At 68.0% G+C, this 18,621-nt stretch carries 21 protein-coding genes; 18 read left to right on the forward strand and 3 right to left on the reverse strand.

From position 1 onward, the window contains the following. Window positions 1-84 precede the first annotated feature (84 nt). The 16 genes from napF (at window position 85) to ccmI (ending at window position 13,909) form a co-directional block, all read left to right on the forward strand. Complete coding sequence (gene napF / locus PLC66_RS17530; RefSeq protein ID WP_324542806.1) at window positions 85-606, forward strand: ferredoxin-type protein NapF; 522 nt, start codon at window positions 85-87, stop codon at window positions 604-606. Beyond that, entirely contained in the window at window positions 603-857 is a 255-nt protein-coding gene (locus PLC66_RS17535) for a chaperone NapD (RefSeq protein WP_324542807.1), read from the forward strand. The genes napF and PLC66_RS17535 overlap by 4 nt, the downstream gene beginning before the upstream one ends. 1 nt (window position 858) lies before the next feature. Continuing rightward, a complete protein-coding gene (napA, locus tag PLC66_RS17540; protein WP_324542809.1) occupies window positions 859-3,405 on the forward strand; it encodes a nitrate reductase catalytic subunit NapA in 2,547 nt (848 codons plus the stop codon). Window positions 3,406-3,480: 75 nt separating this feature from the next. Continuing rightward, window positions 3,481-4,356, forward strand: coding sequence for a ferredoxin-type protein NapG (napG, locus tag PLC66_RS17545; RefSeq protein ID WP_324542811.1), 876 nt, complete (start codon window positions 3,481-3,483; stop codon window positions 4,354-4,356). Continuing rightward, window positions 4,353-5,297 carry a quinol dehydrogenase ferredoxin subunit NapH gene (napH, locus tag PLC66_RS17550; protein WP_324542813.1) on the forward strand — a complete coding sequence of 315 codons (945 nt, stop codon included), beginning with the start codon at window positions 4,353-4,355 and terminating at the stop codon, window positions 5,295-5,297. The genes napG and napH overlap by 4 nt, the downstream gene beginning before the upstream one ends. A 158-nt stretch (window positions 5,298-5,455) precedes the next feature. Continuing rightward, window positions 5,456-5,908: a nitrate reductase cytochrome c-type subunit gene (locus PLC66_RS17555; RefSeq protein WP_324542843.1), complete on the forward strand. Its 453-nt coding sequence runs from the start codon at window positions 5,456-5,458 to the stop codon at window positions 5,906-5,908. Window positions 5,909-5,929: 21 nt separating this feature from the next. Then, window positions 5,930-6,559 (forward strand): NapC/NirT family cytochrome c, encoded by a 630-nt coding sequence (locus PLC66_RS17560; protein ID WP_324542815.1) that lies wholly within the window; start codon window positions 5,930-5,932, stop codon window positions 6,557-6,559. Window positions 6,560-6,720: 161 nt separating this feature from the next. Next, entirely contained in the window at window positions 6,721-7,347 is a 627-nt protein-coding gene (ccmA, locus tag PLC66_RS17565) for a cytochrome c biogenesis heme-transporting ATPase CcmA (protein WP_324542817.1), read from the forward strand. Continuing rightward, window positions 7,341-8,009 (forward strand): heme exporter protein CcmB, encoded by a 669-nt coding sequence (ccmB, locus tag PLC66_RS17570; RefSeq protein WP_324542819.1) that lies wholly within the window; start codon window positions 7,341-7,343, stop codon window positions 8,007-8,009. The genes ccmA and ccmB overlap by 7 nt, the downstream gene beginning before the upstream one ends. Before the next feature lie 64 nt (window positions 8,010-8,073). After that, window positions 8,074-8,862, forward strand: a complete 789-nt coding sequence (gene ccmC / locus PLC66_RS17575; RefSeq protein ID WP_324542821.1) for a heme ABC transporter permease CcmC — start codon at window positions 8,074-8,076, stop codon at window positions 8,860-8,862. Beyond that, a complete protein-coding gene (gene ccmD / locus PLC66_RS17580) occupies window positions 8,862-9,089 on the forward strand; it encodes a heme exporter protein CcmD (protein WP_324542823.1) in 228 nt (75 codons plus the stop codon). The genes ccmC and ccmD overlap by 1 nt, the downstream gene beginning before the upstream one ends. Then, a complete protein-coding gene (gene ccmE, locus PLC66_RS17585) occupies window positions 9,086-9,532 on the forward strand; it encodes a cytochrome c maturation protein CcmE (RefSeq protein WP_324542825.1) in 447 nt (148 codons plus the stop codon). The genes ccmD and ccmE overlap by 4 nt, the downstream gene beginning before the upstream one ends. Window positions 9,533-9,536: 4 nt before the next feature. Beyond that, window positions 9,537-11,519: a heme lyase CcmF/NrfE family subunit gene (locus PLC66_RS17590; RefSeq protein ID WP_324542827.1), complete on the forward strand. Its 1,983-nt coding sequence runs from the start codon at window positions 9,537-9,539 to the stop codon at window positions 11,517-11,519. A gap of 20 nt (window positions 11,520-11,539) precedes the next feature. Beyond that, window positions 11,540-12,133, forward strand: coding sequence for a DsbE family thiol:disulfide interchange protein (locus PLC66_RS17595; protein ID WP_324542829.1), 594 nt, complete (start codon window positions 11,540-11,542; stop codon window positions 12,131-12,133). Next, complete coding sequence (locus PLC66_RS17600; protein WP_503012234.1) at window positions 12,123-12,686, forward strand: cytochrome c-type biogenesis protein; 564 nt, start codon at window positions 12,123-12,125, stop codon at window positions 12,684-12,686. The genes PLC66_RS17595 and PLC66_RS17600 overlap by 11 nt, the downstream gene beginning before the upstream one ends. Next, complete coding sequence (gene ccmI / locus PLC66_RS17605) at window positions 12,683-13,909, forward strand: c-type cytochrome biogenesis protein CcmI (RefSeq protein ID WP_324542831.1); 1,227 nt, start codon at window positions 12,683-12,685, stop codon at window positions 13,907-13,909. Before PLC66_RS17600 ends, ccmI begins: the two co-directional genes overlap by 4 nt. Before the next feature lie 20 nt (window positions 13,910-13,929). On the opposite strand, the gene alr is transcribed toward ccmI, so the two are convergent. After that, window positions 13,930-14,991, reverse strand: coding sequence for an alanine racemase (alr, locus tag PLC66_RS17610; RefSeq protein WP_324542833.1), 1,062 nt, complete (start codon window positions 14,989-14,991; stop codon window positions 13,930-13,932). Window positions 14,992-15,122: 131 nt separating this feature from the next. After that, window positions 15,123-16,433, reverse strand: coding sequence for a D-amino acid dehydrogenase (locus tag PLC66_RS17615; RefSeq protein ID WP_324542835.1), 1,311 nt, complete (start codon window positions 16,431-16,433; stop codon window positions 15,123-15,125). Between the two features lie 133 nt (window positions 16,434-16,566). On the opposite strand from PLC66_RS17615, the gene PLC66_RS17620 reads away from it, so the two are divergent. Further along, on the forward strand, window positions 16,567-17,034 hold the full coding sequence (locus tag PLC66_RS17620; protein ID WP_324542837.1) for an Lrp/AsnC ligand binding domain-containing protein: 468 nt from the start codon (window positions 16,567-16,569) through the stop codon (window positions 17,032-17,034). On the opposite strand, the gene PLC66_RS17625 is transcribed toward PLC66_RS17620, so the two are convergent. After that, the gene (locus tag PLC66_RS17625) at window positions 17,013-17,774 is read right to left on the reverse strand and encodes a hypothetical protein (RefSeq protein WP_324542839.1); all 762 of its coding nucleotides are present in this window, start codon (window positions 17,772-17,774) and stop codon (window positions 17,013-17,015) included. The two genes, PLC66_RS17620 and PLC66_RS17625, sit on opposite strands and share 22 nt — an antisense overlap. Before the next feature lie 136 nt (window positions 17,775-17,910). Here PLC66_RS17625 and PLC66_RS17630 point away from each other — a divergent pair, with 136 nt between their 5' ends. After that, window positions 17,911-18,174 carry a hypothetical protein gene (locus PLC66_RS17630; protein WP_324542841.1) on the forward strand — a complete coding sequence of 88 codons (264 nt, stop codon included), beginning with the start codon at window positions 17,911-17,913 and terminating at the stop codon, window positions 18,172-18,174. The last annotated feature ends 447 nt before the right edge of the window (window positions 18,175-18,621 follow it).

Below are 18,621 nucleotides of genomic sequence, written 5' to 3' on the forward strand. Positions count from 1 at the left end.
AGGGGGGTTCTCAAGTTGACTCTGGTCAACGACCCGGGTGTGGGAAGGGTCTCTAATCCCTTCCCAATTGGAGCCTGAAAGCACGTGGAATCCGCCCCCATTTCCCGCAGGAGCTTCCTGCGGGGTCGACTGCGCAAGCTTGCGCCGGCGCAACGCCCACCCTGGGCGCTGGTCGAGGAGGATTTCATCGCCCGCTGCACGCGTTGCGACGCCTGTGTCGAGGCCTGTCCCACCGGCATCCTGATGCGCGCCGAAGGGGGTTATCCGGCGGTCGACTTCTCCTTGGGCGAGTGCACCTTCTGCGCAGACTGCGTGAGCCGCTGCGAGCCGCGCGCACTGCAGCGCGCGAGCGCGTCTTCCGTGCCCTGGGCGCTGCGGGCGGCAATTGGCGAGGCCTGCCTGGCCGAGCGCGGCATCGAGTGCCGGGTGTGCGGCGAGGCCTGCCCGACGGGTGCGATCCGGTTCCGCCTGCAGGTCGGCGGCGTGGCCCAGCCCGCACTGGATCTGGCCGCGTGCACGGGCTGCGGTGCCTGTTACGCGCCCTGCCCGACGCGGGCGATCGCGCTTCAGGTCCCCTTCGACATTCCCACGGAGAGCGAACAATGAACATTGCCAGTCTGGTCGTGCGGGCCTTTCCCGCGGATTTTCCCGTGGTGATCGAGGCCTTGCTGCGCATCCCGGGCGTGGAGCTGCATGGTTCCTCGCCCGAGCAGGGCAACATCGTCATCACCATCGAGGATGGTGAGGGCTGGTCGGTCACCGACTCCATCCTCGCCGTGAACCTCGTGCCCAAGGTGCAGGGGCTGACGATCGCTTACGAGTACACCGATGACGGTCTCGAATTACAGGAGGCATGAAATGAGCATGAATCGACGCGAATTCATCAAGAACAACGCGATTGCCGCCGCCGCTGCCACGGCCGGCATCAGCGTTCCCGTTGTGACGCAGGCGCAGGGCGCTGCGCCTTCCGGTACCTCCGTGCGCTGGGACAAGGCGGCCTGCCGCTTCTGTGGCACCGGCTGCTCGGTGCTGGTGGGCGTGCAGAACGGGCGTGTGGTGGCCTCGCAGGGCGACCCCGACTCCCCGGTCAACCGCGGCCTGAACTGCATCAAGGGCTACTTCCTGTCCAAGATCATGTACGGCGCGGACCGCCTGACGCAGCCCCTGCTGCGCATGCGCGGCGGCCAGTACGACAAGAACGGCGAGTTCACCCCGATCAGCTGGGATCAGGCCTTCGACATCATGGCCGAGAAGTGGAAGGCGGCGCTCAAGGAGCACGGCCCGCGCTCGATCGGCATGTTCGGCTCCGGCCAGTGGACGATCTGGGAAGGCTATGCCGCGGCCAAGCTGCACAAGGCCGGTTTCCGCACGAACAACATCGACCCCAACGCCCGCCATTGCATGGCTTCGGCGGTGGCCGGCTTCATGCGCACCTTCGGCATGGACGAGCCGATGGGCTGTTATGACGACATCGAGAACGCCGACGTCTTCGTGCTGTGGGGCGCGAACATGGCCGAGATGCACCCCATCCTGTGGAGCCGCATCACCGACCGCCGCCTCACCCACGCGGGTTGCGAGGTGCACGTGCTGTCGACCTTCGAGCATCGTTCCTACGAGCTCGCCGACAACCCGATGATCTTCCAGCCGCAGACCGACCTGGCGATGCTGAACTACATCTGCCATCACATCATCTCGACCGGTGCGGTGAACCAGGACTTCGTGTCCAAGCACGTCAAGTTCAAGCGCGGCGAGACCGACATCGGCTACGGCCTGCGCGGCAATCACCCGCTCGAGGTCAACGCCACCAACAACGGCTATCCCGGCGCCGACGGCAAGCCAAAGGGCAATCCGGGCAAGTCCGAGGACATGACGTTCGAGGAGTTCGCCGCCTACGTCTCCGAATACACGCTGGAGAAGACCGCCAAGCTGTCGGGCGTGCCCGAGGCCTACCTCAAGCGCATGGCCGAGGCTTATGCCGACCCGAATCGCAAGGTGATGTCGTTCTGGACCATGGGCTTCAACCAGCACACCCGCGGCACGTGGGTGAACAACATGATCTACAACGTCCACCTGCTGGTGGGCAAGATCTCCGAGCCGGGCAACAGCCCGTTCTCGCTCACCGGCCAGCCCTCGGCCTGCGGCACCGCGCGCGAAGTCGGCACCTTCGCCCACCGCCTGCCGGCCGACATGGTGGTGACCGATCCCAAGCACCGCGCCTTCGCCGAGAAGGTGTGGAAGCTGCCTGAAGGCACCATCCCCGACTGGATCGGCCTGCACGCGGTGGCGCAGAGCCGCGCGCTCAAGGACGGCACGCTCAAGTGCTACTGGGCCACCACGACCAACAACATGCAGGCGGGACCGAACATCAACGACGAGATATACCCCGGGTGGCGCAATCCGGACGCCTTCGTCGTCGTCTCCGACGTCTATCCGACCGTGTCCGCGCTGTCGGCCGACCTGATCCTGCCGGCCGCGATGTGGGCCGAGAAGGAGGGCGCCTTCGGCAACGCCGAGCGCCGCAGCCAGTTCTGGCGCCAGCAGGTGAGCGCGCCGGGCGAGGCCAAGTCCGACCTGTGGCAGTACATCGAGTTTTCCAAGCGCTTCAAGATGGAGGAAGTCTGGCCGGCCGAGCTGCTCGACAAGATGCCCGAGTACAAGGGCAAGACCCTGTACGACGTGCTCTACGCCAACGGTCAGGTCAACAAGTTCCCGCTCGACGAGGTTGCCAAGGTCAATGCCCACGCCTGGGATGGCTACATGAACGACGAGTCGAAGGAGCTTGGCTACTACCTGCAGAAGGGCTTGTTCGAGGAGTACGCGGTGTTCGGACGTGGCAAGGCGCACGATCTGGCGAACTTCGACGACTACCACCGTGCGCGCGGCTTCCGCTGGCCGGTGGTCGACGGCAAGGAAACCCTGTGGCGCTACCGCGAGGGCTACGACCCGTATGTCCAGGCCGGTGAAGGCTGGAGCTTCTACGGCTATCCGGACAAGAAGGCGATCGTGTTCGCGCTGCCCTACCAGGACCCGCCCGAGATGCCGGACGCCGAGTACGACCTGTGGATGTGCACCGGCCGCGTGCTCGAGCACTGGCACACCGGTTCGATGACCCGCCGCGTGCCCGAGCTGCACCGTTCGGTGCCGGACGCGCAAATCTTCATGCATCCGGACGACGCGCAGAAGCGCGGCCTGCAGCGCGGCATGGCGGTGAAGATCGTGTCCAAGCGCGGCGAGGTGGTAGCGCGTCTCGAGACGCGTGGCCGCAACAAGCCGCCGGTCGGCCTGGTGTTCATTCCCTTCTTCGATGAGGGGCGCCTGGTCAACAAGCTGATCCTGGATGCGACCTGCCCGATCTCGAAAGAGACCGACTTCAAGAAGTGCCCGGTCAAGGTGTTGAAGGCCTGAATAACGGAGGCGTGATCCCGTTCTCCGCACGACCGGCCGGGGGGCGGCGTGCGGGAACGGGTTTCCACGACGGCAATGAGCAAGCAAGCGGAAAAATCTGAGCGCAAGGCGACGGGTGGGCTGTCGTCGCGCCGCCGGTTCCTCAAGGAATCGGCCGGCGTGGCGGGCGGTGCAGGCCTGCTCGCGCTCGGTGCCGGAATGTACGCGAAGCAGGCGTCGGCGCTGCCGGCCACTGCCATCCGTCCGCCCGGCGCCCTCCCCGAAGCCGAGTTCCTGGCAGCCTGCGTGCGCTGCGGCCTGTGCGTGCGCGACTGTCCCTACGACACCCTGAAGCTGGCCGAGCTGGGCGACGGTGTCGCCACCGGCACGCCCTACTTCGAAGCACGCAAGATCCCGTGCGAAATGTGCGAGGACATCCCCTGTGTCGTCGCCTGTCCGACCGGTGCGCTCGACCGTGCGCTCACCGACATCGAGCAGGCGCGCATGGGGCTGGCCGTGCTCATCGACCAGGAGAACTGCCTCAACTTCCTCGGCCTGCGCTGCGACGTGTGCTACCGCGTGTGCCCGGTCATCGACAAGGCGATCACGCTCGAGCGCATGCACAACCGGCGCTCGGACCGTCACGCCATGTTGCTGCCCACGGTGCATTCCGATCACTGCACCGGTTGCGGCAAGTGCGAGCAGGCCTGCGTGCTGCCGGGCGAGTCGGCGATCAAGGTGTTGCCGATCAAGCTCGCCCAGGGTTCGAAGGCCGACCACTACCTGCGCGGCTGGGAGGAGAAGGAGGCGGCCGGCCAGTCGCTGATCGGCGACCAGATCGAGTTGCCGGTGCGTGGCCTGGAGGACAAGCCCTTCGGTGACACCCGGGTGCGTCCCGGCGAAGCGCCGACCCGCGTGCCTGAGTACGCACCGACCACGCCCGGCGGACTCGATTCGGGGTGGAAGCCATGAGCTCGCAGACAACCTCCGCGATGGACGGCGGCAAGCCCGAGCGCTCGGTGCCACCCACCAGCGTGCGCGGTGCGGCCATGCGCGGCGTGGTCGCACGCCCCGGGCACGAAGCGATCGAGGCCAAGGGCTGGCTGCGTGCCCACAAGTGGCTGCTGCTGCGGCGCGCCTCCCAGCTCGGCATCCTTGCGCTCTTCCTCGTCGGCCCCTGGCTCGGCTGGTGGATCGTGAAGGGCAACCTGGCTTCCAGCCTGACCCTGGGCGTGCTGCCGCTCACCGACCCCTTCCTGATCGCGCAGCAACTGGCGGCGGGCAATTGGCCCTACCGCGAGGCCTTGCTGGGTGGGGGCATCGTGCTGGCCTTCTACCTGCTGCTCGGCGGGCGACTGTTCTGCTCGTGGGTGTGCCCGGTGAATCTCGTCACCGACGCCGCGGCCTGGCTGCGGCGAAGGCTGGGGCTCAAGGGCGGCAAGGCGCCGGCGGCGAACACGCGCTACTGGCTGCTTGGCTTCGTGCTGGTGATTGCGGCGGCGACCGGCTCGCTGGCCTGGGAGTGGGTGAATCCGGTGTCGATGTTCCACCGCGGGCTGATCTTCGGCTTCGGCCTGGCCTGGGGCATCGTCGGCGGCATCTTCTTCTACGACCTGCTGATCGCGCCGCGCGGCTGGTGCGGCCACCTGTGCCCGCAAGGCGCCTTCTACGGCCTGCTCGGCCGTGCCTCGGTGTTCAGGATTTCTGCGGCCAGGCGCAGCGCCTGCAACGACTGCATGGACTGCTTCGCCGTCTGTCCCGAACCGCAGGTCATCCGCCCTGCGCTCAAGGGCGTCGGCCAGGAGCATCCCCTCATCCTCGATGCCGACTGCACCACCTGCGGACGTTGTGTGGATGTGTGCGGCAAGGACGTTTTCCGTATTACGACCCGATTCAACAGGAGCGAGTCATGAAAAAGACCCCCACGCTTTCCCGCTGCGCAGGATCGCTGCCCCCCGAGGGGGCTGTTTCAGCTTGGGGCGGCCCGGCGCTGAAGGAGACCCCCACGCTTCCCCGCGTTGCGGGGGCGCTGCCCCCCGGGGGGGCTGTTTCAGCTTGGGGCGGCCCGGCGCTGAAACGACAAACCCGTCATCTCGTGATCGCGCTCGTTGCCGCGCTCGGCATCGGCGCCGTAGTGCCCGATGCCGCCGAGGCCCAGAGCGTCCGCAGCATCCGTGGCGCCGACGTCGCCGACCCCGAGCTGGCGGTCGGCAACTTCAAATTGATTCCGGACCAGGCCCCGCTGCCGCGCGACTATGTGCAGCAGCCGCCGCTGGTCCCGCACAAGGTCGAGGGCTACGAGGTCACGATCAACTTCAACAAATGCATGGACTGCCACTCCTGGACCCGTTACCGGGAGACCGGTGCCACCAAGGTCAGCATCACCCACTTCAAGGATCGTGAAGGCACGGAACTCTCCAACATCTCGCCGCGGCGCTACTTCTGCCTGCAGTGCCACGTGCCGCAGACCGACGCCCGCCCGCTGGTCGAGAACCAGTTCCAGCGCGCCCAGGGCCTGCGCTGAAGATGACGAACGGGGTACGAAATGACCGACGACAACAAGAAAGGAATCGTGCAGCGCATTCGCAACGCCGGCTGGGGTGCGATCGTGCTGCTGTTTGCTGCGGGCGTGATCTTCTGGGGCGGTTTCAACTGGGCCCTGGAGATGACGAACACCGAGAAGTTCTGCATTTCCTGCCACGAGATGGAGGAGAACGTCTTCAAGGAGTACCGCAACACCATCCACTATCAGAACCGCACCGGCGTGCGCGCGACCTGCCCGGACTGCCACGTGCCCAAGGAGTGGGGGCCGAAGATGGTCCGCAAGGTCAAGGCCTCGCGTGAGCTGTACGGCAAGGTGATGGGCACGATCTCGACGCCGGAGAAGTTCAACAACGAACGCCTGCGCCTGGCCGAGAACGAATGGCGCCGGATGAAGGCGAACAACTCGCAGGAGTGCCGCAATTGCCACAACTACGAGTACTTCGACTATTCGGTGCAGGGACGCCGGTCCAACCAGATGCATCAGGCCGGCTTCGCCGAGGGCAAGACCTGCATCGACTGCCACAAGGGCATTGCCCATTCGCTGCCGCCGGTGGTGCAGAACATCGGTGCCGAGCGTAGCGGCGTGCCGCCGGAGATGATGCACCCGGTACCGCCCGCCGCCCAGCAGTGAGCCTCGCCCGGACCGGGGAGCGTCGCCGCCCCGCGGTCCGGCCCGCATGCAAGCACCCCTCGTGTCGCGCGAGCGCGATCGGCGCCGCGGGGGGTTCTTCATCGTCCCGGCTGTCGTTGCGATGGCGTCGCCTGCCGTCCCTGTGGTTCAATTCGTTCCCCATGCTCGAAGCCCAAGAACTCGCCTGTCTGAAGGGCGATCGCCTGCTGTTCCGCGACCTCGCCTTCCGTCTGCAGGACGGCGAGATGCTGCGCATCGCTGGCCCCAATGGCGTCGGCAAGACCAGCCTGCTGCGCCTTGTCACTGGATTGGCCCTGCCTGAGGCCGGCGAAGTGCGCTGGCGCGGCCACTGCATCCGCCGCGAGCGCGAGGCCTTCCACGGCGAACTGCTCTACCTTGGCCACGCGCCTGCGCTCAACGACCTGCTCAGCCCACTCGAGAACCTGCGCTTCGCCTGCGCGGCCGCTGGCGACCACGTCGCTGCCGAGCACTGCGTGCAGGCCTTGGTGCGCATTGGTCTGGAGAATCAGCTCGACCTGCCGGCCCGGGTGCTGTCCCAGGGGCAACGCCGCCGCGTCGGTCTCGCTCGCCTGTTCCTGTCCGCCCGGCGCCCGCTGTGGGTGCTCGATGAGCCCTTCACCGCGCTCGACGTGCATGCCGTGGCCGATCTCGCCGCGACCCTGTCGGCGCACTGTGCGGCCGGTGGCATCGTCATGATGACGACCCATCAGGATGCCCCCTTTGCGCGCCCGCCCGCCGTGCTCGACGTCGGAGCCTTCGCATGCTGAGCGCCTTCCTCGCTGTGCTGCGGCGCGACCTGCTGCTGGCCTGGCGCGGCCGCGCCGACGTACTGGTCACGCTCGCCTTCTTCGTCATCGTCGTCTGCCTGTTCCCTTTCGGCGTCGGCGCCGAGCCCAACCAGTTGCGCGCGATCGCGCCCGGTGTGCTGTGGGTCGCTGCGCTGCTCGCCTGCCTGTTGTCCTTGCACCGGCTGTTCGCGCAGGACTACGCCGACGGAACCTTGGAGCAGCTGCTCCTGTCTAGGGAGCCGGCTGCCGTCTGGGTGATGGCGAAGGTGCTGGCCTTCTGGCTCAGTACCGGGCTGCCCGTGATCGCGGTGGCGCCGGCGATGGCGCTGCTGCTTGACCTGGAGCAAGGTGGCCTGCCCGTGCTGGTACTAAGTTTGGCGCTGGGCACGCCGATCCTCACGCTCCTCGGTGCGGTGGGTGCGGCGCTGACGCTGGGACTGCGCGGTGGCGGCATGCTGCTGGCCCTGCTGGTGCTGCCGCTGTTCGTACCGGTGCTGATCTTCGGCGCCGGAGCGGTCGAGGCGCAGCTGTCCGGAAGTGGCGCCGTCGCCCATCTGCTGCTGCTCGGCGGTGGCCTGACCGGTGCCATTGCACTGGCGCCATGGGCATGTGCAGCGGCACTGCGCATATCGACCGATTGATGATGAAAAGACCGCGCCTTCTGCAAGCCGGGCGTGGCCGACCGTAAAAGCGACCTTTCGACGCATGACGACTCCCGAACGCGGGCGCAGCCTGTTCCGCTTTGCCTCCCCGCAGCACTTCTACCCCCTGGCCGGAACCCTGGCGCCCTGGTTCGCCGTGATCGCGGTCGTGCTCACCGTGGTGGGCTTGTGGCTCGGGTTTTTCGTCGCCCCGACCGACGCCACCCAGGGCGAGGTCTACCGCGTCATCTTCATCCACGTGCCGGCGGCCTGGATGTCGATGTTCATCTACCTGGTGATGGCCTTCTGGTCTGCAGTCGGCCTGGTCATGAACACGCGCCTGTCCTTCGTGATGAGTCAGGCGCTGGCCCCCACCGGCGCGATCTTCTGTTTCGTCGCGTTGTGGACGGGGGCGCTGTGGGGCAAGCCGACCTGGGGTGCATACTGGGTGTGGGATGCGCGACTGACCTCGCAACTGCTGCTGCTCTTCCTGTATTTCGGCTTCATCGCGCTCACCCGCGCGATCGAGGACCCGCGCCGCGCCGATCGCGCCGGCGCCATCATCGCGCTGGTCGGTGCGGTTAACGTGCCGATCATCTATTTCTCGGTGAATTGGTGGAACACCTTGCACCAGGGCGCCTCGGTGAGCCTCACCAAGGCGCCGTCGATGGCGGCGACCATGCTCGCCGGCATGCTGGTGATGGCGATCGCGGCGTGGATGTACACCATCGCCGTGGTGTTGTGGCGCGTGCGCCCGATGATCCTCGAGCGTGAACGCCACACCGAATGGGTGGGGGTGGTGCTCGAGAAGGCCCTGCAGGCCGAGGCCGCGAACAAGGGAGGGCGTGCCTGATGCAATGGGAAAGCTGGTCCGCATTCTGGGACATGGGTGGGGCCGCCGTCTTCGTGTGGGGCAGTTACGCCGTGACCTTCGGCCTCATCGCGCTGGAACTCGTGCTCGTGTTCCAGCGTCGGAAGGACACGACGCGCCGGCTGCTGCGCTGGCGGCGCGCGGTCGGCAAGGATGTTGGCAAGCATAACGGCGGCGCTCGCGAGCCCGCCCTGGAGTCTGAAACATGAAAGCCCGTAGCAAGCGTCTGATGTTGGTCGGTGGCGGTGTCGCCCTGTTGGTGGCGGCCGTCGCCCTGGTGCTGAGCGCCTTCCAGCAGAACCTGGTGTTCTTCCACACGCCGTCCGAGGTCGCCGAAGGCAAGGCGCCGCTGGGCAAGACCTTCCGCATCGGCGGCATGGTCGAGGACGGCTCGATTGCCCGTGAGGGCGACGGCCTGACCGTGCGCTTCGCGATCACCGACACCGCCAAGGTCATCCCGGTGACCTACCGCGGCACGCTGCCCGACCTCTTCAAGGAGGGCAAGGGGGCGGTGGTGCAGGGTCGCCTCGAGGAAGACGGCGTGTTCCGCGCCACCGAGGTGCTCGCCAAGCACGACGAGAACTACATGCCGCCCGAAGCCGCGCATGCCGTCGAGCAGGCGCAGAAGGCCGCCCAGACCGTGAGCCAGTGACATCATGATCCCCGAACTCGGACATTTCGCCCTCATCCTCGCCCTGGTCCTGTCGCTGGTGCAGGCCATCGTGCCGATGGTCGGCGCCCAGCGCAACAGCATGGCGCTGATGGCCGTGGGCCGGCCGGCCGCACAGGGCCAGTTCTTCTTCATCCTGTTCAGCTACGTGTGCCTGACCTGGGCCTTCATCACCAGCGATTTCTCGGTCCAGCTCGCGGCCTCCAACTCGCACAGCGCGACGCCGCTGATGTACAAGATCACCGGCGTGTGGGGCAACCACGAGGGCTCGCTGCTGCTGTGGGCGATGTCGCTGTCGCTGTGGACGGTGGCGGTCACCGTGTTCTCGCGCCATCTGCCCGAGGCCTTCCTCGCGCGCGTGCTCGGCGTGCTGGGCTGGGTCAGCGCCGGCTTCATCTCCTTCACCCTGGTCACCTCCAACCCCTTCGATCGTCTGTTGCCGGGCGTGGCCGAGGGCCGCGACCTCAATCCGCTGCTGCAGGACCCGGGCATGATCATCCACCCGCCGTTGCTCTACATGGGCTATGTCGGGTTCTCGGTCGCCTTCGCCTTCGCCATCGCCGCGCTGCTGTCAGGCCGCCTCGACGCCGCCTGGGCGCGCTGGTCGCGGCCGTGGACGACGGTGGCGTGGGTGTTCCTGACCGCCGGCATCGCGGTCGGCTCGGGCTGGGCCTACTACGAGCTGGGCTGGGGCGGCTGGTGGTTCTGGGACCCGGTCGAGAACGCCTCCTTCATGCCCTGGCTGCTGGGCACGGCGCTGATCCACTCGCTGGCCGTCACCGAGAAGCGCGGCGCCTTCCGTAGCTGGACGGTGCTGCTCGCGATCGCGGCGTTCTCGATGTCGCTGCTGGGCACCTTCCTCGTGCGCTCGGGCGTCATCACCAGCGTGCACGCCTTCGCCACCGACCCCAAGCGCGGCCTCTACATCCTGGCGCTGCTGGTGCTCGTGATCGGCTTCTCGCTGCTGCTGTATGCGATGCGCGCGCCCAAGCTGGCGGGCGGTGGCAGCTTCAGCTTCGTGTCGCGCGAGACCGCGCTGCTCGGCAACAACGTGCTGCTCACGGTGGCCTCGAGCTCGGTGCTGATCGGCACGCTGTATCCCCTGTTCCTCGACGCACTCAACCTTGGGAAGATTTCGGTCGGCCCGCCGTACTTCGAGGCGGTATTCGTGCCGCTGATGACCCCGGTGGTGGTGCTGATGATGTTCGGCCCCTTCCTGCGCTGGAAGGATGACGACCTCGTCGCCGCCGCGCGCAAGGTGGCGCCGATCTTCATCGCCAGCATCGTGATCGGGGTTGGGGCGGCGATGGCGGTGGATCACCTGACCTGGCGCACGGCGCTGGGCCTGTTCCTCGCCGCCTGGGTGGTGCTGGCCAGCATCCAGTTGCTCGTCGGCCGGTTCACGGAGCGGGCCGGCGCCTCGGCCGGCTCGCGCCTGCGCTCGATCACTGCTGCGTGGTGGGGCATGTGGCTGGCCCACCTCGGCGTCGGCGTGTTCATCATCGGGGTGACCATGGTCGGCAGTCTCGACCAGCATCTCGACGTCAAGATGCAGCAGGGTCAGCGCGCCGAGATGGCGGGCTATACCTTCACCTTCCGCGGCGCGATCGAGGCCGACGGCCCCAACTACGATGCCGAGCGCGGCATCATCGAGGTCACCCGCAACGGCCGCGCGATCGCCACCCTGACCCCCGAGAAGCGCCTGTACTGGGCGCAGGGCATGCCGATGACCGAGGCCTCGATCGACATCGGGCCGTTCCGCGACGTCTATGTCTCGCTTGGCGAGCAGCTCGAGGATGGCGCCTGGATCGTCAGCCTGTACTACAAGCCCTTCATCAGCTGGATCTGGCTCGGCTGCACGCTGATGGGCCTGGGGGGGCTGTTCGCCGCGGCTGATCGTCGCTACCGCCGGCTCGCCGAGCGTGACGCCAAGGTCGGGGCTGCGCAGCGTGTCGCCGGCGCAGCCTGAGTGAAGTCCCAAGGAAGCCCATGAAAGCCAAGTTTCTCGTTCCCCTGCTGTTGTTTTTCGGTCTCGCCGGATTTCTCGCCTTCGGCCTCACCCTCAACCCGCGCGAAGTGCCGTCGCCGCTGATCGACAAGCCGGCGCCCAACTTCAGCCTGGCCCGCCTCGACCAGCCCGAGCAGGCCTTTGCGCTCGAGGAGATGCGTGGCGAGGTGTGGCTGCTCAACGTGTGGGCGTCGTGGTGCGTCGCCTGCCGCGAGGAGCATCCGGTGCTGGTGCGCATGGCCCGGCAGAAGCTGGTGCCGATCGTTGGCCTCAACTACAAGGAGGTGCGGGGCGACGGCGCCATCAACCCGCGCGGCCTGGCGCTGGAGGCCGAGACCGGCATGGCGATCGAGCGCGCGCGGCGCTGGCTCACCGATCATGGCGACCCCTACGTGCTGTCGGTGCTCGACATCGACGGCCGCGTCGGCATCGACTTCGGTGTGTATGGCGTGCCCGAGACCTTCCTCATCGATCGCGAAGGCAAGATCCGCTACAAGCACATCGGACCGATCACGCCCGAGACGCTGCAGAACGTGCTGATCCCCAAGATCGAGGAGGTCCGCCGTGCGGGTTGACGGATCCCTGTTCGCGCTGCGGCGCACCGCATTCGCCTTCGTCTGCGGCCTCGGCCTGGCGCTGGGCGCAGCGGCCTGGGCGCAGGACGGTCAGGCGGCTGCCGATCCGGGCCTGGCGCCCACGGTGGCGGCCAACCCGGAGCTCGAGGCCGATGTGATGGAGCTCGCGCACAAGCTGCGCTGCCTCGTCTGCCAGAACCAGTCGATCGCCGAGTCGAACGCACCGCTGGCGGTCGACCTGCGCAACCAGGTACGCGAGCAGCTCGAGGCCGGCAGCACCAAGGCCGAGGTCGTCGACTACGTCGTTGCCCGCTATGGCGAGTTCGTGCTCTACCAGCCCCCGTTCCGCGCTGCGACCGCCCTGCTGTGGCTGGGGCCGGCGATGCTGCTGGTGGGCGGCGCGGGCTGGCTCGCCTTCCGCCTGCGCCGGCGGCGTGCCGAGGTCGAGGCCGAGCGTGGCCTGTCGGCTGCGGAGCGCGAGCGCGCCCGCGCGCTGCTCGCGGGCGCCGAGACGGCGCCGACAAACACTGAATCCCCGGAGTCCCGTTCGTGACCGCGTTCATCCTTTTCGCCGGCCTGCTGCTGGCCGGTGCCCTGCTATTGATCCTGCCGCCGCTGCTCGGCGCTGGCGCGCGCAAGCGGCGCCAGCAGGCGCAGCAGAGCACGATGGTGCTGACCGTGTTGCGCGAACAGCTCGCCGAGCTCGATGCCGACCTCGCCGCAGGCCAGATCGATGCCGCCAGTCATGCCAGGAGCCGCGAGGAGCTCGAGCGTCGCGCCCTCGAGGAGGGCGAGGCGGCGGCCGAGGCGGCCGACAGTGCCGACGTGCGCCCGAGCCGCTCGTGGGCGATCGGCATGGCCCTGACGATCCCGGCGGTGGCGGTGGCGGTCTATGTCGCGCTCGGCGAGCCGGATGCCCTCGACCCGCAGAATCTGACGACGCAGCAGGGCTTCACCCGCGAGCAGGTCAACGAGATGGTCGGGCAACTCGTTACCCGGCTCGAGAACGAGCCCAACAATGTCGAGGGGTGGACGATGCTCGCGCGCACCTACGTGGTGCTCGAGGACTACCCCAAGGCGCTTGCCGCCTATGCGCGGCTGGGTGCGCTCACGCCCCAGGATCCCGACGTGCTCACCGACTGGGCCGACGTCACGGCGGTGGTGAGCGGCTCGGTGCAGGGTGAGGCCGAGGCGCTGGTGCAGCGTGCGCTGGAAGTCGCGCCCAATCACGTCAAGGCCCTCGCGCTCGCCGGCACCGCCGCCTACCAGCGCGGCGACTTTGCCGGCGCCGCGAGCCACTGGGAGCGCATCCTGGCGCAGATCCCGTCCGGCAACGAGATGGCGGCGGGGGTGCGCGAAAGCATCAACAATGCGCGCGCGAGGGCGGGCATGGCGCCCCTCGCCGCGGACGAAGGCGCGGCCGCCCCTGCGGCGACGACGGCGCTGACGGCCAGCGGCCGCCTCGAGCTTGCCGAGGCCCTCGGCGACAAGGTCGCGCCGGACGACGTGGTGTTCGTCTTCGCGCGCGGCGAGGCGGGCGGACCGCCGCTGGCGGCGCTGCGCTTCACCGCGCGCGAACTGCCACTCGACTTCAGCTTCAACGGCGCGACCATGATGATGGGTGACATGCCGGTGCCCGAGCGCATCATCGTCGCCGCGCGCGTCGCCAAGGGTGGCGATGCCACCGCACGCAGCGGCGACCTCGAGGGCGCCAGCGCCGCGGTGGCGCCGGATGCGAGCGGCCTGCGGGTGGTGATCGACCGCGTTCGCGACTGAGTCGGAAGGGCGGGCCGCGCTCAGCCCTGGTAGCTGAAGCGCACCCGCTTCACGTTGCACAGCAGTTCATAGGCGATCGTGCCGGCCGCGGCAGCAATGCGGTTGACCGGCACCTCGCGCCCCCACAGCTCGACGCGGCTGCCGATGGCGGCCGTGGGAAGCCTGCTCAGATCCACCGTCAGCATGTCCATCGACACCCGGCCAATGATGCGGCTGGGGTGACCATCGACGCTGACCGGCGTGCCGTCCGGAACCACGCGCGGATAACCATCGGCGTAGCCCATCGCGACCAGGCCGACGCGCGTGGGGGTGTCGGCGACGAAGCGGCCGCCATAGCCCAGCGCCTCGCCGGCGGCGATCTCGCGCACCGCCATCACCGCGCTTTCGAGCGTCATCACCGGCTGCAGCCCGTTGCCCTCCTGCGGCAGCGGGTCGGCACCATAGAGCAGGATGCCCGGCCGTGCCCAGTCGCGCCGCGCCTGCGGCCAGCCCAGGATGGCGCCCGAGTTGGCGAGGCTGTGCGCGCCCGGCAGTGCCGCGGTGGCGGCGTCGAAGCGCGCGATCTGTTCGGTCGTGGTGATCACCTGCGGTTCGTCGGCACGGGCGAAGTGGGTCATCAGCGTGATGTCGGCCACATTGCCGCTCGCCTGCAGGCGCTGCCAGGCGGCACTGGCCGCCTCGGGCAGGAAACCGGCGCGGTTCATGCCCGTGTTGATCTTGAGCCAGACATGAAGCGGCGCGGCCAACGTCGTCGTCTCCAGCATCCGCAGCTGGGCTTCGTGATGGACCACGATCCACAGGTCTTCGCGCACCGCGTCGGCCAGCTCGCTGGCCTCGAACACCCCTTCCAGCAGCAGCATCGGCTTGCGGATGCCGGCGGCGCGCAGGGTCAGCGCCTCCTCGAGAAAGGCAACGGCGAAGCCGTCCGCCTCGCCCTCCAGGGCGCAGGCGCACTGCACGGCGCCATGGCCATAGGCGTTGGCCTTCACCACGGCGAGGGCACGGCCGCCGTGGCGCTCACGGGCAAGGCGGTAGTTGTGGCGCAGGGCGGCGAGATCGATCAGGGCGCGGGCGGGGCGCATCGGGGGCATCCGGTTGGCAGCTTCGAGGTCGAAATGGTGCAGGCAAAGCAGGGGCTGCGCAATCTTGCGCATCCCCCTGCCGGTGCCACGCGTGCGGTCGGCCGGCGGCGTCTGCCGGCCTCAGGCCGGCTTCAGGCCGGCGACAGGCTGAGCCCGCGCGCGCCGCGGGTGGCGGCGCGGCCGTAGCGCGCCAGACCGAGGTCGTCGCAGCGGATCGCCGGCTGGCGGCCGCAGACGAGGTCGGCAACCAGGGCGCCGGCGCCGCAGGACATCGTCCACCCGAGGGTGCCGTGGCCGGTGTTGAGGAACAGCTCGGGATAGGGCGTGGCGCCCACGATCGGCGTCGAATCCGGCGTCATCGGCCGCAAGCCGGTCCAGAACTCGGCCCGTGCGAGGTCGCCGCTGCCGGGGAAGAGGTCGCCCACCACCATCTCCAGGGTCTCTCGGCGGCGCGGGTTGAGACGCAGGTCGAAGCCGCCGAGCTCGGCCATGCCGCCGACGCGGATGCGGTCGTCGAAGCGCGTCACCGCGACCTTGTAGGTTTCGTCCAGCACCGTCGACACCGGTGCGGCGTCGGCGTCCACCAGGGGCACGGTGAGCGAATAGCCCTTGACCGGATAGACCGGCAGGTCGAGCCCCAGGCTGGCCGCCATCTGGCGCGAGTAGCTGCCGAAGGCCAGCACGTAGCGGTCGGCGCGCAGCACTTGCGCGTCTGCCCCGCTGCCGATGCGCACGCCGTCGATGTGACCACCCTTGTGCAGCAGCTCATGCACGTCGATGCCGAAGCGGAACTCCACCCCCGCGGCACGGGCCATCTCGGCGAGCCGGGCGGTGAACAGGTGGCAGTCGCCGGTCTCGTCATTGGGCAGGCGCAGGCCGCCCGCCAGGCTGCTGCTGCGGCCGGCGAGGGCAGGTTCGGCGCGGCCCAGTTCGTCCGCGCTCAGCAGTTCGTAGGGGACGCCGCACTCTTTCAGCACCGCGATGTCGCGCGCGGCGGCCTCGAACTGGTTTTCGGTGCGAAACAGCTGCAGCGTGCCGCGGCTGCGTTCCTCGTAGTGGATGCCGGTGTCGGCGCGCAACTCGCGCAGGCAGTCGCGGCTGTACTCGGAGACGCGCATCATGCGCTCCTTGTTGACCGTGTAGCGCGCGCTGGTGCAGTTGGCCAGCATCTGCGCCATCCAGCGCAGCTGGAACAGGCTGCCGTCGGCACGGATGGCGAGCGGCGCATGGCGCTGGAACAGCCACTTCATGGCCTTGAGCGGAATCCCGGGTGCGGCCCAGGGGGTGGAGTAGCCTGGCGACACCTGGCCGGCGTTGGCAAAGCTGGTCTCCAGCGCGGCGCCCGGCTGGCGGTCGATGACGGTCACGCGTGCGCCGCGCTGGGCCAGATACCAGGCGGTGGTGGTACCGATCACGCCGCTTCCGAGTACGATTACGTTCATCTCAAGTCTCCTGCCGTTTTGCTGTGGAATGTCGGCAGTTTATTGATGATAAGGCAGTGAAAAACGCTCAATAAAGACTAATAAATAGTGGAATAAACTAAACTGAGTGCTCAAATCAGCCGGGGGCAGTGAAATGCGCGAACTCGACCGCATCGACCGCAAGATCATCGACTTGCTGCAAAAGGATGGGCGTCTGTCGATGACCGAACTGGCGCATCGGGTGGGGCTGTCGCCCACGCCGTGCACCGAGCGCGTGCGCCGGCTTGAACGCGAGGGCGTCATCATGGGCTACCACGCGCGCATCGACCCGCGCGCGCTGGGCAGGCCGCTGCTGGTGTTCGTCGAGCTCAAGCTCGCCGCCAAGTCGAACGACACCTTCGACCGCGTCAAGAAGGAGCTCGCCTTCGTGCCCGAGGTGATGGAGTGCCACCTCGTGTCGGGCGATTTCGACTACCTGATCAAGGCCCGCATCGCCGAGATGAGCGACTACCGGCGCCTGCTCGGCAACATCCTGCTCAAGCTGCCGTCGGCGACCGAGTCGCGCAGCTACGTGGTGATGGAAGAGGTCAAGGAGAGCCTCTATCTGCCCCCCGAGTTGTGAGGTCGGGCGAGGGCGTGCAGCAGGGGCAGCACACCGAGCGCGGCGACGAGATGCTTGAGCGCATGGCCGGCAAGGAGGCCGCCGCTCAACGTCCACACCGCCTGATCGGCCATCTCGAAGAGCTTTGCCAGCGCATAGGCCAGCAGCAGCCAGCCCCACGGCAGGCGCAGGCAGCCGGGTAGGCAGGGTAGCGCCAGCCATACGCTGAGCAGGGCGAAGCCGCCGAACTGCACCACCAGATAGAGCCGCAGGTCGTCGGCAAGGCGCCACTGCGTCAGTGCCAGCATGCCGAGCAGCAGCCAGGCGCACAGCCAGGCGCGCCCGGCGACCGGCCCCAGGCGCTCAGCGGCGACCGCGCCGACGGCGCCGGCAAAGGCAATGCTCATCGCCAGGCGGTCCCAGAACAGCGTCGTGTCGGTGGGCGCTAGGTGGTAGTGGATGCTACCGGGGCCGATCAGCGCGAGGCCGGCGAAGAAGACCCCGAGGGGCAACTGCTGCGGTGCGGGGGCGCGGCGAAGCAGGCCGAGGCCTGCGACGCCGACGACGACGAAAGCCAGGCTGCTCAGCACATCGGCTGCATTCGGCAGGGTCCACGGGCCGAGAGCCAGGGCCCTCGCATCGGCAAGGCGGTGATAGTCCTGCGGCTGGGCGATCGGCGGTGCCAGCAGCAGGCCGCCGGCCAGCACGCAGAGCAGGCCCGGCCCCAGCCACCAGGCGTGGCGCGCAAGAACGGTTTTCATGGCTATCCTGAAGTGAATGCCGCCATGCAAGCCTAGCGCTGAATCGGGCCTGCAGGGAATGCGTCCCGCGCATCTTGCGCGCCCGTGGCGGTCGACAGGGCGTACCGGCCCATTCCGGGCTTCCGTGGAGACGACGATGAGCACCGAGATCGAGCAGGCCACCACCCTGACGCTGCAGCAGGCCGCAAAGCTGCTGGCCGGCGAGGCGATGTCGCAGCATGACGCCGAGGTCATGCTGGCCGACGCAATCCAGCACTGCGCGCTGCGCGCCAATGTGAAGCGCTGGGCCACCGAGCAATGGGAAGGGCGCCAGCTCCCGGGCAACATCAACCGGCTCGAGACCTACATCGAGCGCGCCGACCTCGAGGCTTGGCGCACACGTGGCGCAACTGACAGGTGATGGCGCGGGACTGGTGGAGCGGGCGATGGGAACATCATCGTGTTCCCAACTCGTTGATTGATAACGAGTTTTCCGCACTCGGCGAACCGAGATGGACATAATTATGGACTGAAAAACCACGCTTGGTCAACGTGCGCTCCGAGCAAGTCCAGTGCGAGCCATGGACAGCCAGCAGTAGCCAATGTACCCGAGCGCTCAACGTCACGAGGCCGGTTCATCTCCCTTTGGCAGGAACTCCTCGCGGGCGCGCTGCAGAAACCGCTTCATGGGCTCAGAGGGTTCGGCGCTGCGGCGCAGCAGGTAGGTGGACAGCATGGGCGGCGTGCCGGCCAAGGGGCGAACGGTTATGTCGGGGCGGTTCAGGGTCTGCACCTGCGAGGCAATGACGAAACCTAGGGAACCCCTGATCAATTGACCTTTTGGGCGCGCTCACCCAAGCCAGCCGAT

Origin of the sequence: Thauera sp. (assembly GCF_035444905.1) — a bacterium.
GTDB lineage: Bacteria > Pseudomonadota > Gammaproteobacteria > Burkholderiales > Rhodocyclaceae > Thauera.